The organism is Metabacillus sp. 22489 (assembly GCF_052044855.1).
Classification (GTDB): Bacteria; Bacillota; Bacilli; order Bacillales; family Bacillaceae; genus Metabacillus; species Metabacillus niabensis.
The window spans coordinates 14,260-30,438 of record NZ_JBQENT010000004.1 but is presented as its reverse complement, the minus strand read 5'-3'; the positions used below and the strand labels follow the sequence as shown (position 1 = coordinate 30,438).

The following is a 16,179-nucleotide window of genomic DNA, read 5'->3' as shown; positions in this document are numbered from 1 at the left end:
ATCTCCCTTTCATAATGTATTTTTGGGGGACTGTCCCCAAAGTGTTGTTGCTCTTTCAATCAATGTGACTGGTAATTTTTCATTAATTACTTGGTGTTCTGGATTTGTGAGAAGCTCAAGGATCTTTTCTGCTGCTAGCTGCCCCATTTCAAATAGTGGAACCTTTACTGAACTAAGTGGAGGGGATGTCATTCTAGCCATTTCTGAATCATCATAGCCAACTAACGCATAATCACGACCTGCCTGATATCCGTGTGAAGATAATCCTTGCATAAGACCGATGGCCATTCTATCATTTGCAGCAAAGATAGCCTCGCTGTTTCGTAGAATTGGAGCGATCCTTTCTGCAAGCTCATAACCACTTTTTCTACTATAATTTCCTTGAAAGATAAGTTGATCCTTTCGGGCAATTCCTGCCATCTCTAAAGCGGAGGAATATCCTTGAAAACGATCACTACTATTTGAATATTCAAGCGGACCGTTAACGAAGATAATCTGCTCAAATCCTTTTTTGATCAAAGCTGAAACAGCCTCAAAGCTTCCTTGAACATGGTCTGCATCTATTGTATGAAACAAGTAGCCTGAAAATGTTTGATTTACAAGACAATATGGTAACTGTAATTCTTTAAGTTTCGATAATGCTTCGATTTCACCAGGTATATTTTTTGAGCCGAGGATGATGCATCCATCTACTTTTTGTGAGCGGAATAGCTGTACATAATCTTTTGGTTCATCTGGTGATTGGAATAGTAGTAGTAAACCATATCCCTTTTCACCAAGCTTTGCGCCAATTCCACTTAATAATTCTGAAAAATAATGAGTCGACATTAGATGGACCTTTGGTAAATACGGAACAATTACACCGATATTGTTGCTTTTTCCTTTAGCGAAGCTTTGTGCAATCGCATTTGGATAATAACCTATTTCAGCTGCTGCCTGTAATACTTTTTGTTTCGTCTCCTCACGTATAGGACCAACCTCATTAAAGACGCGAGAAACGGTTGCTTCGGATACTCCTGCTAATTTTGCGACATCTTTTCGGTTTGCTACTGGATTCACCTCTTTCATAGACTTTATTTTTGTTGCCGATCCCCTATAAAGAGATCGCTTTCAATTTTGTTCTTATTAAGTGTACAAAGAAGGTAAAGAGCAGTTATGTGTCTTATGCTTGTCGGGGCTGAACAGTCGTTTTCGCTTTTCGATGTACACGCGTACATTATCTCTGCTTTTTCATTATATGTCAACGGAGAAATTTGTAGAAGATCAATTTTTTTAGATGAAAATGATTCCTTTTTCGAATTCTATTAATTAGCGATTTTAAAGGCTATTATTGATAGCTTATCAATTTGTTTATTAGATAAATTCGTGAGACTCATAGTGGTGAAGTGTGTCAAAAAAAGAACCAAAGGGACTAACGAGGCTTCCAGACTGCATGCAAGAAGCGAACGATATAAGAGGAAATTCCTGAGCAAGACTAACAGTGCTGAAAATTAAAAAAGTGAAAACAGTGCAAGAAAGTACAAAAACGATAAATTACTTTTCTAAATATTATGAAAGTAGTTCAAACGATTTAGTTTTTAACTAGTCTCATAGAATGATTTTCTTTCAATATCTGATTTTTAAACATTTATCTCGGTTTTTTAACTATTCATCGACAAAATGAGCAAGTAACATACATTTTGAAAGCGTTTACTTGGATAGAATATGGAGGTGATAATGTTCAAATGCTTGTTCCAGGCTTTTAAAAATTTAATTAAGAAGGGATGATGGGAATGCAAGCAAAGGGGTTGCAAACGATTAGAGGATTTATTGCGATTTTCTCAAGCATTATTCTACTGCTTTCTTCGTTACCAGTTTCACAACAGAAGGCAAATGCGAAACAATCAGCACAAATAGCTCCACAGGAAATCGCTGTTGAGGATGCAACAATGTTTAAGTTTGATTTTGGTACAGAAGATAGTGCTGTTATGGAAGGATATACAAAGGTAACACCTGCTTCTGTATATTCAGCAGAGAAAAAATATGGTTTTGTTGATACAACAAAGGTGACTGCTACTGACCGTGGGACAACAGATCCATTAAAGTCTGATTTTGTTACTACGACAGAGACGCCATTTCAAGTTGACCTTCCGAATGGGGATTATACAGTTAAGGTTGTTGCTGGCGATGAATCAGAAAATACTGTCATTGGGGTAAAGGCAGAAAATATTCAAAAGGTCCAGGATACAACGATCAATGCCGGTGAATATGCGGAGCGCTCATTCGATATTGCCCTTGTCGATGGTCAGCTAACAATAGAATTGACAGGAACTGTCCCTAAATTAAACGGGATTATAATTGAAAAGCTTCCTGAGCGTACTGCTACAGAACACCCAACAGTCTATATTGCAGGGGATTCAACAGTACAAACCTATGATGAGTATTGGAAGCCTGAAGCTGGCTGGGGACAGATGATTTCACGTTACTTTAGCGATGATGTGACATTTGCGAACCATGCGATTGGCGGAAGAAGCACAAAAACATTTATTAACGAGGGCAGATTAGATGCAATTTTAAGAGAGATTAAGCCAAAGGATTATTTCCTCGTTCAGTTTGGCCACAATGATGCAACGATTAGTAGACCTGATAGGTATGCATCAGTTCCAGATTATAAAAATTTCTTAAAAACCTATGTTAATGGGGCTCGTCAACGGGGGGCAGAACCAATTTTAGTGACACCTGTTGGCAGAAGAGATTTTAATGCTGATACAGGAAAATTCAATGTAAGTTTTCCTGAATATGTTCAAGGAATGAAGGAAGTAGCAGAAGAACTTAATGTAGCACTTGTCGATTTAAGTGCGTTAAGTGTCGCATATTATGATTCAATTGGTCCAGAGGGAACGTTATCTGTATTTCTCCATACAGAACTAGGCATTTATCAAGCATTTCCAAACGGATCACAGGATAATACTCATTTCCAAGAGTATGGAGCGATTCAAATTGCAAGATTGCTTTCAGGTGGTATAAAAGATTTAAATGTATCGCTATCATCATATGTAACAGATGTACAACCACCTGCAAATGTTCCGGACAAGCCTACTGGATTGACAGCAAGTGGAGTAAGCAACGCAGGTGCAGTTTTAACTTGGAATCAAGTTGAAACTGCCGATATTTACAAGGTATACCGGAAGCTATCAACGGAAAGTGAGTATAAATTAATTGGTACATCAACAGTACCAAAAATCACTATTACAGGTCTTCAAGAAGGAAATAAATATGATCTGGTCGTAACCGCTGTCAATGGAAAAGGTGAATCCGAACACTCTGATGTCGTTACGATTAATACAAAGGAAGCAACAATAAAATTTGATTTTGGACTTGCTGGTAACCCTGTCGCTGAAGGATATACGGAGGTCAATCTTTCAACGATTTATACAGCTGAAAGAGGATATGGGATCGTCGATTCAACGAATATGATCGGACGTGACCGTGGAACTGGCGGTGATTTGCTCCGTGATTGGCTTGGTTATTTCAATGCTGGCTGGAAATTTAACGTTGATGTCGCAAATGGTCTTTATGCTGTTAAGGTCTATGTAGGTGATTTCTTAGGAAGTGCGAGAACAACAGTCAAAATCGAAGGCCAGGATTATGGACAGGTCACAGCACCGAGCAGAAATTATACGGAAAAAATTATTCCGCAAGTATCAATTAAAGATGGGCAAATGAACTTTGATTTTGGTGGTTCAACAGGAATTGTTAATGGTATTGAATTAACCCCAATTTTACTTGCACCATCTGAATTAAAAGTTGAAGAGAAAATTGTCAGCACATCGAAACCGTCTGTTACATTAACGTGGAAGGCTGTTGATGACGCAGCATCGTACAATATTTATCGCAATGTAGCAGGTTCAACAAATGTTGAAAAGGTTGGAAGTTCAACGACAAATTCATTTAAAGATGAGACGGTTGATATAGGAATGAATTATCAATATACGGTCACAACAGTGGATGGTGCAAATGTTGAAACCGTACCTTCATTGCCACTTGATGTTGCAATGATTGATGAAAACGTAAAAGTTCCAAATCCGCCGCAAAACCTTAAAGTTGGAAAAGTAAATAAAAACGATTTGACAATTAAGTGGGATAAAGTGAAGGATGCAACATCGTATAATGTATATCGAGCTAAAAGCAAGGACGGAGAATATCAATTAGTTGGTAAAACGAATAAAACGAAGTACAAAGATGAAACGGTTTTAACAACAATCCCATATTACTACAAAGTTGCAGCAGTAAATGCAGGAGGAATCTCGGAGCTTTCAAAAAGTGTAGAGACGAAGGCGGTTACCATTCTTAAAAAGCAAATGGAGGATTTAGGACGTGCACCTGTTGCGATAAAAACGGAGGATGGGGTATATGTTAGCTGGAGATTGCTAGGAGATGATCCTGATAACATTGCTTTCGATGTTTACCGTGATGGGAAAAAGCTTAATAAATCACCAATTAAAGAGAGTACTAATTTCCTAGATAAGAAGGGAAAAGCAAATTCAACCTATGAAATTCGTGCTATTGGTAAAGGAAAGGGTAAAAAGGACAAAGAAAAAGTTACAACAAAGGCAATAAGCAACAATTATTTTGATATACCACTTCAAAAGCCTGAGGATGGGGTTACACCACTTGGAGACCCATATTCTTATCGTGCTAACGATGCAAGTATTGGGGATTTAGATGGTGATGGAGAATACGAGATCGTCTTAAAATGGGACCCGACAAATTCGAAGGATAATTCACAATCAGGGTATACTGGAAATGTATATATTGATGCGTATGAGCTAGATGGAACATTAAAATGGCGGATTGATTTAGGAAAGAACATTCGTGCAGGTGCCCATTACACTCAATTTTTAGTTTATGATTTTGACGGTAATGGTAGAGCGGAAGTCGTGATGAAAACAGCTGACGGAACGATAGACGGACAAGGAAATGTCATCGGACGAGCAGATGCAGACCATCGCAATAGCTCCGGATACATTTTGCAAGGTGATGAATTTTTAACCGTATTTGACGGGAAAACAGGGAAAGCATTGCAAACAACAAATTATGAGCCGCCCCGTGGTGATGTCGCATCTTGGGGAGATAGCTACGGAAATCGTGTAGACCGTTTCCTTGCAGGGGTTGCATATCTTGACGGAGAGCGCCCAAGCATCATTATGGCGAGAGGATATTATACGAGAACAGTTCTTACCGCCTATAACTTTAGAGATGGCAAGCTGACAAAGCAATGGACATTTGATTCAGCAGATGAAGGAAATAGTGCTTATGCTGGTCAAGGATATCATTCATTGAGTGTTGCGGATGTCGATAAAGATGGTAAGGATGAAATAGTTTATGGTCAAATGGTTGTTGATGATGACGGAAAAGGAATGTATGCAACGGGCTTAGGTCATGGCGACGCACTTCATGTCAGTGATTTCATACCGAGTAGACCTGGACTTGAAGTTTATGCTGTTCAGGAAAATAAATCAGGTGAATATGGCTATGATATGAGAGATGCGGCAACTGGAGAAATCCTTTGGGGCCAAAAAACAGGAATCGATACTGGTAGAGGTGTTGCAGCTGATATTGATCCGCGATATGAGGGTGCAGAGGCATGGGCAATTTCAGGTGCGTGGAATAGTCGCACAGGCGGGCTTCATACTGCAGAAGGAGAAAAAATTTCTGATAGTATTCCAACATCAAACTTTGCAATTTGGTGGGACGGTGATCTGCTCAGAGAATTAGCTGATCATCAATATAACGATGCAATAGGTGCCGGAGTTGGAACAATTGACAAATGGGACTATGAAAATGGAAAACTAGAAAATTTATTAACTACAGAAGGAACGTTATCAAACAATGGAACGAAGGGAACTCCTGCATTACAAGCAGACTTACTTGGGGACTGGAGAGAAGAAATTATTTGGCGAACAGAAGATAGCAGCTCACTTCGAGTGTTTATGACGACTGAAGAAACCGATCATCGTATTTTCACATTAATGCATGATCCACAATACCGTGTCGCGATCGCTTGGCAAAATGTCGGTTATAATCAACCGCCACATCCTAGCTTTTTCTTAGGTGAGGGGATGAAGGAACCAGAAGCTCCTAGCATAGATGTTGTTGAAACTCCTCGTCGAAAGCAATAAGGAAATATAGTGAAATATTAAAATTTTATTCAAAAAGCACGGGGGTATACCTCGTGTTTTTCTCTTGTTTAAATTTTTTTAGAATCCGCCAAATTTCCTACCAATTTTATCTTGCAATTCCAAAATATTGTCACTATACTTATTTGTAATCGATTACATTTTGTGCTCTGAGCTTTACTGATGATCAGCTAGATGATCAATCGTGTTGACACAAAATGAGTCATCAAGAGGAGAATCAGCAATAATGGTAAAGATGAGTGATGTAGCAAAATTAGCAAATGTCTCAACTGCAACTGTATCAAGAGTACTGCGCTTTCCGGAAACGGTTAAGGAGGAGACGCGTTTGAAAGTATTAAAGGCTATTGATGAATTAGATTATCAGCCAAATATTTTAGCACGTCAACTACGAAGAAATGAAACGAATACAATCCTTGTTGTCGTACCGAATATAATGAACACCGTTTTCTTAGGGATTATTGAGGGAATTGAGGCAGAGGCTTCGAAAAATAATTATAAAGTTCTTTTAGGGAATACAAATAATGAAGTTGATAATGAATATGGATTAATCGACTTGCTTAAACAAAAACAGACTGATGGGATGATTTTGTTTTCGGCAAGAATGGAAAGGAAAAGATTGCTTGAGCTATGTGAAAACCATCCTGTTGTCTTGACGATGGACTATATTGACGGCTTAAAAATTCCATCGGTATCAATTGATAATATTAGCAGTAGTCGAAAGGCTGTACAGCATTTAATTAGTCTTGGACATACTCGAATTGCTCATATATCTGGACCTTTCAAATATGCAAGCTCGAAAGATCGATATAAAGGGTATGAGCAGGCGATGCTGCACAATGATTTAAAGATTGATAGCATGCTAGTCCAAGAGGGGCTGTTTACATTTGAATCTGGTTATAATCAAATGTTAAAGCTGCTTGCCATGGAGCATCCCCCAACAGCTATATTTGCTGCAAATGATGAAATGGCAATGGGAGTGGTTAAAGCTGCAAAGGAACGAGGTCTTAACGTTCCAAATGATTTGGCTGTAGTCGGTTTTGATAATATTAGTTTTTCATCAATTTTTGACCCAGCTTTAACGACGATTGCCCAGCCTGTATATAAAATGGGTGAGCTTTCGATGAGATTATTATTAGATCAAATCCGGGGAAACTCACAGATGAAATCACAATACATCCTAGAAAGTGACTTAGTGATAAGAGACTCATGTGGTGGAAGGGAGACAAGTTAAGCGTCCTTTCTTCGGTTGAAAATGTAATCCATTACATTTTAAGGGGGTGATAGTCAGTAAAAACGTGAAATTTTTGTAGAAATTTGTAATCGATTACAGTAATGGGGGAAAATTATGATCTATTGCTCTAATCAATTAGTAGATTACTAGCTAATTAAAATCTGCGAGTGAAGCTTTTATTGCATTGAACAATGTACATACGAAAGTTTCATTTTTGTATGGTGTAACTTAGCAAGTTCAGTATGAAAGGGGTAAATTGAATGAATGAAAATCAAATTGCACTTCAGCTTTTTACATTAAGAAATGAAACAGAAAAAGATTTTACAGGCACATTAGAAAGAGTAGCGAAACTTGGCTATAAGGGTGTTGAATTTGCGGGTTATGGTGGAATGTCGGCAAATGAATTAAAGCAAACACTTGATTACCTTGGTTTAAAAGCAGCATCAAGTCATGTTGCCCTTACATTATTAGAAACAGACTTAAATCAAGTTATTGACTTTCAACAATCGATAGGAAATCGCCACATTGTCTGCCCGTTTTTGCCACCAGAAAGACGGACTAAGGATTCGTATGTAGAACTTATTTCGCTTTTTAATGATATAGGGAGGAAGTGTAAGGAAGCGGGAATTACGTTTTCTTACCATAACCATGATTTCGAATTATTTCCATTTGAAGATGGAAGAAAGCCATTAGATTTCTTATTTGAAGAAACAAATCCTGATTGGGTCAATGCTGAGCTAGATATTTATTGGTTAACTCGAGCAGGAGAAGACCCTGTTCAATGGCTGAAAAAGCTTGAAGGAAGAACGCCACTTCTTCATTTAAAGGATATGACAACAGATGAGGAACAGTTTTTTGCGGAATTAGGAACTGGTGGAGTTGATATTGAAAGTGCAATTAAACAAGGGGATTCGCAAAATGTCGAATGGTTCATTGTTGAACAAGATATGTCAAGACGCGCACCATTAGAAAGCATTGACATCAGTATCAACTATTTAAAACAAAACATAATGAAATAATAGGAATTTTCCTATAGGGGGTAAATGTATGTTGAAAAAATTGATTTCATTATTCAGTGTTTTAGCTTTACTTTTGTTAGCGGCGTGTGGGCTTAATGGGGGAGGCTCAGCAAATCAAACGGCAACAGATAGCAAAGAAGAGAAACCATCGAGCGGGGAAAAGAAGGAGCTTGAGTTTTGGTATATCGATTCTGGGGAGAAAGAAAAAGTTTATTTAGAAGCAGTTGAACGATTTAAAGAAAAGCATCCTGATGTAGAGGTAAAAACACTTCAAATTCCTAATGATGCGTATAAACAAAAATTTTCTGTGGCAATGAGTGGAGACCAGGCTCCAGATGTATTTCATAGCTGGGGTGGTGGCTGGCTGAAAAACTTCGTAGATCAAGGTAAAGTGCTTGATTTAACAGGAGAAACGGATACAGCGCATTTTAATGAGCTAGCCTTGAAAAATTCAACTTATGACGGCAAAATCTATGGTTTGCCATTGAGTTTATCCATTGACGTTGTATTTTATAATAAAGAAATTTTTGAAAAGTATAACTTAACACCACCAAAAACATATGAAGAGTGGCTTTCGATAATCGATACATTGAATAAAAATAATGTCATTCCAATTGCCTTAGCAAACCAAACGAAATGGCCTGGTGCATACTATCTGATGAATTTTGCGAGCCGGATAGCTGGACCGGAGCTATTTAAAAGCGCTCTAAATCGAGAGGGTAAAGGATTTGATGATCCTGCTTATGTTCAAGCAGGGAAATATATTCAAGAGATGGTTGACAGAAATGCCTTTAATTCTGGCTTTAACGGTGTCCCATATGATGAGGGGCAAGGACGTCAACTCCTTTATTCAGGTCAGGCGGCAATGATGGATATGACAATTTCATTTTTAAACAATGTAAGACAGGAAGCACCAGAGTTTGAGGAAAAACTAGATTTCTTTTTATTCCCAACAGTACCTGGTGGCAAAGGTGATACGACACATGTAGGTGCAGCAACTGGACCGGTTTGGTCGGTAGCGAAAAATAGTGAACATCCTGATTTAGCAACAGAATTAGTGAAGGAGCTGACAAGTACAGAAACAGCTCAAAACTACACAGATCGAACTGGAAGTCTTACAGGAGTAAAGGATATTGAGCCAGCTGATGAATTCACAAAACGCTTTTACGACGTTGTTCAAAATGCAACACATCTACAAATGCCTTATGATCAAACACTACCTCCTGAACTAGCAGAATTGCATAAAGACACAACTCAAGCCATCTTTGGCAAAGACATGACACCAGAAGAAGCAGCCAAAAAAATGGAAGAAAAAGCAAAAGAACTGCTTGAGTAAAAGCTTGGGGGGACAGTCCCCAAAAAGACAAAAACGAAGCATTCCATCGTTTTAAACTTGGTTTTAGGGACAGTCCCCAAGCTTATGGATAGTGCATTTAATCGATGTTTTACGTAAAAGTGTATAACAATTGGGGACAGTCCCCAACAATAGCAAAACAAGGACAAAATGTCTTGTTAGTCTTGTTTTGGGGACTGTCCCCCCATCATAAGGAGGGGATGATGTGGAAACACCGGTTAAGGCTGATTTATCGAGGGGTGTAGTGGTTTCGCGTTCGAGTAGTAGGAAGAGGCTGAAGAGCTTTTTTACAATTGGGTTGTTTATTTCACCTGCGTTGATTGTTTATTCTGTGTATGTGTTGTATCCGATTATCAATACGTTGATTTACAGCTTTTATGAATGGGATGGCATGGGTGTTGGTGTTTTTGTTGGATTTGAAAATTATCTTAATCTTTTTAAGGATGCGGTTTTTCTTACAGCACTAAAAAATAATACATGGGTAGTGCTTACGTCTGTTTTTGCACAAATCCCATTAGGGTTAATTATGGCGTTAATGCTTTTTGCACCAATAAGAGGAATTAAGCTATTTAGTAGCATTTATTTCTTTCCATTTCTCATGTCAACTGTTGCCGTTGGTTTACTTTGGGTGTTAATGTTTGACCCAATTAACGGATTAATTAACCAGCTAATTAGTCTGTTTGGATTTGAGAATGTTGCGTGGTTAAGTCAAACGAATACGGCGTTATTTGCAGTATTGCTCGTTATTGTTTGGCAGTTCGCCCCGTTTTATATGATTCTCTTTAAAGCAGCAATCGTTGGAATTCCGGAGGATTTATATGAGGCGGCAGAAATTGATGGAGCAAGCCCGTTAACGAAGTTTTTCCATATTACATTACCGTTGTTGATGCCAACCATTGTTAGCTCCTCCATATTAGCTGTTGTCGGTTCATTAAAATCGTTTGATATTTTTTACATTATGACAGGTGGCGGGCCGAACCATGGGACAGAGCTACTAGGGACCTACATGTTTAAGCAAGCGTTTATTAATTTTAATATGGGCTATGCAAGTGCGATTGCGTTTATCATGTTCTTTTTATCGCTATTGGTAACAATCATTATTCAAGTAATGGATTATTATCGGAAAAAGAAAGGGGCCTATGTATGACAAGTAAAATAAAAACAATCCCACTCTATTTGTTCGCAATCTTACTATTGGTCTTCACAGGTTTCCCTTTTCTTTATATGCTATCAACCTCGTTAAAGTCGCAAAGCCATTTTTTTGAAAAGCCGTTTGCATTGTTTTCTTCCTTCAATATAGAAAACTTTCAATCTGTGTTCGAAATGGGGTTAACAAGGTATTTCTTAAATAGTGTGCTCGTATCCACCATAGCTGTTTTCGCAGTCATGCTTATTGCTTCATTAGCAAGCTATCCATTAAGTCGAATGAAATTTAAGTTTAATAAAGTCATTTTCTTACTGTTTATTTCAGGAATGATGCTACCTATCCATGCAACACTTATCCCGATTTTTAAACTATCACAAAGCATGGGTGTTTTTGATACGATATGGGCTTTATTAGGACCCTATATTGCCTTTAGCTTACCAATTTCAATCTTTATTTTAACTCAGTTTATGCAGGAAATACCAAAGTCATTAGAGGAGGCAGCGAAAATGGATGGCTGCAGTCACTTCGGGATCTTTTGGCGAGTCATCTTGCCAATGCTGACCCCTGCTCTAATGACAGTATTAATCTACAATTTTATCCATCTATGGAATGAATTCATTTTTGCGCTCGTTCTTTTATCAAGTCCGGAAAATATGACATTACCATTAGGATTACAAGATTTTAAAGGCGAGTTTTCCGTCAATATCCCTGGATTAATGGCAGCATTAACATTAGCAAGTCTACCGATTCTTGTTGTGTATTTATTTTCCCAAGAGAAGGTTGTTAAAGGTCTTGCGGGTGGAGCTGTTAAGGAATAAGAAAATAATAGGATAAAACTAAATTACTGGAGGATTAAACAATGATGAGAGTTGGCGTAATCGGTTGTGGAAGTATTGCAAGACTTAGACATTTAGTAGAATATTGGGCAAATAAAAATGCAGAGATTGTAGCTGTATGTGATATTGATTCATCACGTGCAGATGAAATGGCAGAAAAATACGGGGCAAAGGCTTTTACAAATTATGAAGAGCTGTTACAGCTTGATGAAGTTGATGCAATTAGTGTTTGCTTGCCAAATGATTTACATGCACCAGTCTCAATTGCAGCATTAAATGCAGGGAAACATGTGCTATGTGAAAAGCCGATGGCAACAACCTCTGAAGAAGCAGAGGAAATGATTCAAGTTGCTAGAAAAAATAGCAGAACTTTAATGATTGCGCATAACCAACGCTTCGTTGCATCACATCAAAAGGCAAAGCAATTAATTGAAAGTGGCGAAATTGGGAAAATCTATAGCTTTCGGACATCATTTGGTCACCGCGGTCCTGAAAAATGGAGCATTGATGGTAGGGATAGCTGGTTTTTTAACAAAGACGAGGCTGTTATTGGTGCATTGGGGGATCTCGGTGTACATAAAACAGACTTAATTCGCTATTTACTAGGTGAGGTTGCAGAGGTAGGTGCGTTTGTTGAAACAAGTGCGAAGGAAAATACAGAGGTAGATGACAACGCAGTAGCGATTTTAAAAATGGAATCAGGGGTTATTGGAACTTTGGCAGCAAGCTGGTCATATGTCACAGGTGGTGATAACTCAACAATCATTTATGGTGAAAAGGGGATATTAAGATTAGAGGATGACCCAAATTACTCACTAATCGTCCAATATACAAATGGAGAAGTTGTCAAGTATGAGTTAGATAAAATCCAAACAAACGAAGAGGGTGGACAAACAAATTCACATGTCATCGATCATTTTGTTCACTCTGTACTCCATGAAAAGGAACCATTAATAACAGGTGAGGAAGGAAAAAAATCACTTGATGTTGTACTAGCAGCTTTAGCTTCAAATGAAACGAAAAAGATAATTGATTTGCGGGCAGTTCCAGTACGTTAAGTATAAATGGTATCACTTCAAAAAATATCAAAGAACACCCCTATTGTTGGACACAATCTAACAATTGGGGGTGTATTATTTTTAGATAAATTTACTAGAGATGATAGGCTAGCCGAGACTCGTAAGTAGGTATTTTTACCGTCCGAAAAGCGAGCACTGCACGAGGAAATTTAAGTTTACGAAAACAGCCTTCTTTTCCCCCTAAAAAACATAAAAGCGGTCTTGCTTTAAAAAACCTTCACCATTCTTAAGAAATTCTTCATTTTTCCCCTATAAAGAACTTAAGAACTCTTCCTTATACTCAATAATAGTATTGCAAAAAAATGTACACGATGTCTTCATCTCTTTTTTGTGCCTAGCAAAAGGTAGAGGGAAATTTCCTTTTTTAAGAATAAAGCGCACATACTTTACATTTGATATACTTTGGAAAGGAGGTTGTATGTATGAAAGATTATGTTGTATTAGTTGTTGATGATGATAAAGAAATCCGTGATGGAATTGAAATATATTTGCGAAACGAAGGATTCATTGTGTTAAAGGCACAGGATGGACTTGAAGCAATTGACATTTTAACTGAGCAGGATGTTCATCTTATTTTATTAGATATTATGATGCCGAAATTAGATGGAATTTCAACGACATTTAAAATTCGCGAGAAAAAAAACATCCCGATCATTATGCTAAGTGCGAAAAGTGAGGATACGGATAAAATTCTCGGTCTTCAAGTAGGGGCAGATGATTATATTACGAAGCCGTTTAACCCGCTAGAGCTAATTGCACGGGTAAAATCACAGCTTCGACGCTATGTCCAGTTAGGGCCATTTGAAGGTGCGAGTAAAATAATTGATTTAAATGGGTTAACAATTGATCAATCAGCAAAAGAAGTGACTGTGAATGGTGAGCCGGTAAAGCTTACGCCAATTGAGTACAAAATTGTTGAATTGTTAATGGTGAACGCTGGTCGAGTGTTCTCTATTTCTGAAATTTATGAAAAGGTTTGGAATGAGCCAAGTTACAATGCTGAAAATACAGTAGCTGTTCATATTCGGAAAATCCGCGAAAAAATAGAAATCGACCCTAAAAATCCAAGATATTTAAAGGTGGTATGGGGCATTGGATACAAAATGGAAAAATAGATTGAATATAATAGCTTGGCTTATTTTATTCACATTTGGAATTAGCGGTGTCTTCACCTCGTTCTTTAATAATAATGAATATATGAAAACAAGTTATTTTAAAACAACAATGTATGAAGACTTTGAATCACATTTATTAGAGAATATCCAAACATTTGAAATGTACTATAAATCAAAGGAGGATACGCTCTCATCATTATCTGTCACAAATGAGGAAATTGAAGATTATCGCTACCAAAATGGTGATTTAGCAGACCAAGTCACAAGTATTGAAGAACAATATGAAATAAAAATAAATGATGCGATGGTTCAAGAAAACCAAAAAGTGATTGATTACTATACGAAGGAACGCGATAAAAAAATAGAGGATATCACAAAAAACTTTGAAAGTGATGAATATATAAAAGAGAAAATCCTTAAGGAGAAAAAGCAAAGGGTTGATGAATATTATCGGGAGCTTGAAGGCTATCGCAAAGACTATTCAACCTATAAAGAAGCATTTGCCTATTATTTAAAGGACACTGAATCAGGTGAAGTATATACAAACCTTTCAACAACAGACGAGACTAATATAGATAAGTATATAAATGATAAAAATATGTATTATGTTCACGAATACGGGGAGAAAAAGGGATATTTACATTTAAATTTCCAAGGTCTCGTTATTGGACTTGAGGATATAAATAATGAATCTGTCGGGAAATCAGCAATATTAGAAGGGAAAATTGCCCTATCCAAAAATGCTCCAAGCTCCAATGCGATTATTGCAAGCTATCAAGATTATAAAAATCAACAAAAAGCATTTTTGTTATACTCAATTTTGTCGTTACTTGCACTTGTTATTAGCATTATTATTGGAAAAAAGCAAAGTATGCTAAAGAGATTGACGCCAGATACGTGGAAGTCACTGTATCAAAAAATACCCCTTGATGTTGCGATCATTTTATTTTTTGTTACATCCTATATTGCGATCCTTTTAATTTTTGATCTTGATGTAGCTTATTATGATTTTCTAATCGTTACGATTATTTACTATTTAATCATTAAAGCAGCTTTTGTTGGCATCACCCTAATTCAAGGAGTCTATTTATATTCAAGATTAAAGAATTCTCGAATCGATAAACAATTATGGAATCACTCCTTAATTATGCAAATAGTGAATATGTTTAGAAATGCATTTCTGAATCGCCGTGTTGGAACCCAAGTATTCATTATTTTGACGATTGTCTTTTTCTTTGGAGTTGGGACATTGCTTGTCGTTGTTTTTCCCGTTTTCTTATTGATTTACGTACCAGCATTTTTCTTAGTCGCTCTCCCTTTGTTTTTTTTCATAATGAAGCGGACAGGATATTTTAATAAAATTCTCTCAAATACAAATGCATTGGCAAATGGACAATTTGAGCCTGATTTAGAAATTATCGGGAAATCAGTTTTTGCTAGTCTAGCCAGGGATATTAATATAATGAAGCATGGAGTGAAAACTTCACAAAAGGCTCAGGCGAAAAGCGAACGATTAAAAACAGAATTAATTACAAATGTTAGTCATGATTTACGAACACCGTTAACATCAATCATTACCTATTCAGAATTGTTGAAAAATCCAACCTTGTCTGTCGATGAACGGAATAGCTATATTGAAATCATTGATCGAAAGTCAAAAAGACTAAAGGTGCTAATCGATGATTTATTTGAAGCTTCAAAAATGGCAAGTGGAAATATCCAACTAACGAAAGTGAAGGTAGATATCGTTCAATTACTTCAGCAAGCATTAGCTGAATATAATGAAACGATTCAGCAATCACATTTAACTTTTCGGGTTTCACAGCCTGAAGCACCAGTATATGCTTTAGTTGATGGGCAAAAGCTTTGGCGTGTATTCGATAACTTGATTGGAAATATTATCAAGTATTCGTTAGAAAACACACGTGCTTATATTACAATTACGACCGAAAATAATAAGGTGGTCATTATCTTCAAAAATGTCTCTAGATACGAACTTAGTGAGGATACAGATGAATTGTTCGAAAGGTTTAAACGTGGGGACAAATCGCGAAACACAGACGGTTCTGGCCTAGGGCTTGCAATCGCTAAATCCATTATTGACCTCCACGAAGGAACATTAGATTTAGATGTTGATGGAGATTTATTTAAAGTGACCATTGTTTTAGATTTACTTGATGAAGAAGAATAAACCAAAAAAGGGTGACACGCATTTTTGC

At 37.2% G+C, this 16,179-nt stretch carries 10 protein-coding genes; 9 read left to right on the top strand and 1 reads right to left on the bottom strand.

What is annotated here, in order from left to right; translation table 11 throughout:
- Window positions 1-9: 9 nt before the first annotated feature.
- Window positions 10-1,068: a LacI family DNA-binding transcriptional regulator gene (locus ACTJJ9_RS03495; protein WP_145580695.1), complete on the bottom strand. Its 1,059-nt coding sequence runs from the start codon at window positions 1,066-1,068 to the stop codon at window positions 10-12.
- Between the two features lie 704 nt (window positions 1,069-1,772).
- Between ACTJJ9_RS03495 and ACTJJ9_RS03490 the strand changes: the two genes are divergently transcribed.
- The 9 genes from ACTJJ9_RS03490 to ACTJJ9_RS03450 all read left to right on the top strand — a co-directional run bounded on the left by ACTJJ9_RS03490 (window position 1,773) and on the right by ACTJJ9_RS03450 (window position 16,151).
- Complete coding sequence (locus tag ACTJJ9_RS03490) at window positions 1,773-6,161, top strand: fibronectin type III domain-containing protein (protein WP_440768448.1); 4,389 nt, start codon at window positions 1,773-1,775, stop codon at window positions 6,159-6,161.
- 244 nt (window positions 6,162-6,405) lie between these two features.
- Window positions 6,406-7,410: a LacI family DNA-binding transcriptional regulator gene (locus ACTJJ9_RS03485; protein WP_440768447.1), complete on the top strand. Its 1,005-nt coding sequence runs from the start codon at window positions 6,406-6,408 to the stop codon at window positions 7,408-7,410.
- 260 nt (window positions 7,411-7,670) lie between these two features.
- Window positions 7,671-8,429: a sugar phosphate isomerase/epimerase family protein gene (locus tag ACTJJ9_RS03480; RefSeq protein ID WP_412964777.1), complete on the top strand. Its 759-nt coding sequence runs from the start codon at window positions 7,671-7,673 to the stop codon at window positions 8,427-8,429.
- 28 nt (window positions 8,430-8,457) lie between these two features.
- The gene (locus tag ACTJJ9_RS03475; protein WP_440768446.1) at window positions 8,458-9,765 is read left to right on the top strand and encodes an extracellular solute-binding protein; all 1,308 of its coding nucleotides are present in this window, start codon (window positions 8,458-8,460) and stop codon (window positions 9,763-9,765) included.
- A gap of 223 nt (window positions 9,766-9,988) precedes the next feature.
- On the top strand, window positions 9,989-10,930 hold the full coding sequence (locus ACTJJ9_RS03470) for a carbohydrate ABC transporter permease (RefSeq protein WP_145580698.1): 942 nt from the start codon (window positions 9,989-9,991) through the stop codon (window positions 10,928-10,930).
- Window positions 10,927-11,748 (top strand): carbohydrate ABC transporter permease, encoded by an 822-nt coding sequence (locus tag ACTJJ9_RS03465; RefSeq protein WP_412964779.1) that lies wholly within the window; start codon window positions 10,927-10,929, stop codon window positions 11,746-11,748. Before ACTJJ9_RS03470 ends, ACTJJ9_RS03465 begins: the two co-directional genes overlap by 4 nt.
- Before the next feature lie 41 nt (window positions 11,749-11,789).
- On the top strand, window positions 11,790-12,824 hold the full coding sequence (locus tag ACTJJ9_RS03460; RefSeq protein ID WP_095298687.1) for a Gfo/Idh/MocA family protein: 1,035 nt from the start codon (window positions 11,790-11,792) through the stop codon (window positions 12,822-12,824).
- 443 nt (window positions 12,825-13,267) lie between these two features.
- The gene (locus ACTJJ9_RS03455) at window positions 13,268-13,960 is read left to right on the top strand and encodes a response regulator transcription factor (RefSeq protein ID WP_095298689.1); all 693 of its coding nucleotides are present in this window, start codon (window positions 13,268-13,270) and stop codon (window positions 13,958-13,960) included.
- Window positions 13,938-16,151, top strand: coding sequence for a histidine kinase dimerization/phospho-acceptor domain-containing protein (locus tag ACTJJ9_RS03450; RefSeq protein WP_145580700.1), 2,214 nt, complete (start codon window positions 13,938-13,940; stop codon window positions 16,149-16,151). The genes ACTJJ9_RS03455 and ACTJJ9_RS03450 overlap by 23 nt, the downstream gene beginning before the upstream one ends.
- Window positions 16,152-16,179: the final 28 nt, after the last annotated feature.

Coding starts and splice junctions, on each gene's coding strand:
- ACTJJ9_RS03495 (WP_145580695.1), bottom strand. CDS start 1,068: ATGAAAGAGGTGAATCCAGTAGCAAACCGAAAAGATGTCGCAAAATTA.
- ACTJJ9_RS03490 (WP_440768448.1), top strand. CDS start 1,773: ATGCAAGCAAAGGGGTTGCAAACGATTAGAGGATTTATTGCGATTTTC.
- ACTJJ9_RS03485 (WP_440768447.1), top strand. CDS start 6,406: ATGGTAAAGATGAGTGATGTAGCAAAATTAGCAAATGTCTCAACTGCA.
- ACTJJ9_RS03480 (WP_412964777.1), top strand. CDS start 7,671: ATGAATGAAAATCAAATTGCACTTCAGCTTTTTACATTAAGAAATGAA.
- ACTJJ9_RS03475 (WP_440768446.1), top strand. CDS start 8,458: ATGTTGAAAAAATTGATTTCATTATTCAGTGTTTTAGCTTTACTTTTG.
- ACTJJ9_RS03465 (WP_412964779.1), top strand. CDS start 10,927: ATGACAAGTAAAATAAAAACAATCCCACTCTATTTGTTCGCAATCTTA.
- ACTJJ9_RS03460 (WP_095298687.1), top strand. CDS start 11,790: ATGATGAGAGTTGGCGTAATCGGTTGTGGAAGTATTGCAAGACTTAGA.
- ACTJJ9_RS03455 (WP_095298689.1), top strand. CDS start 13,268: ATGAAAGATTATGTTGTATTAGTTGTTGATGATGATAAAGAAATCCGT.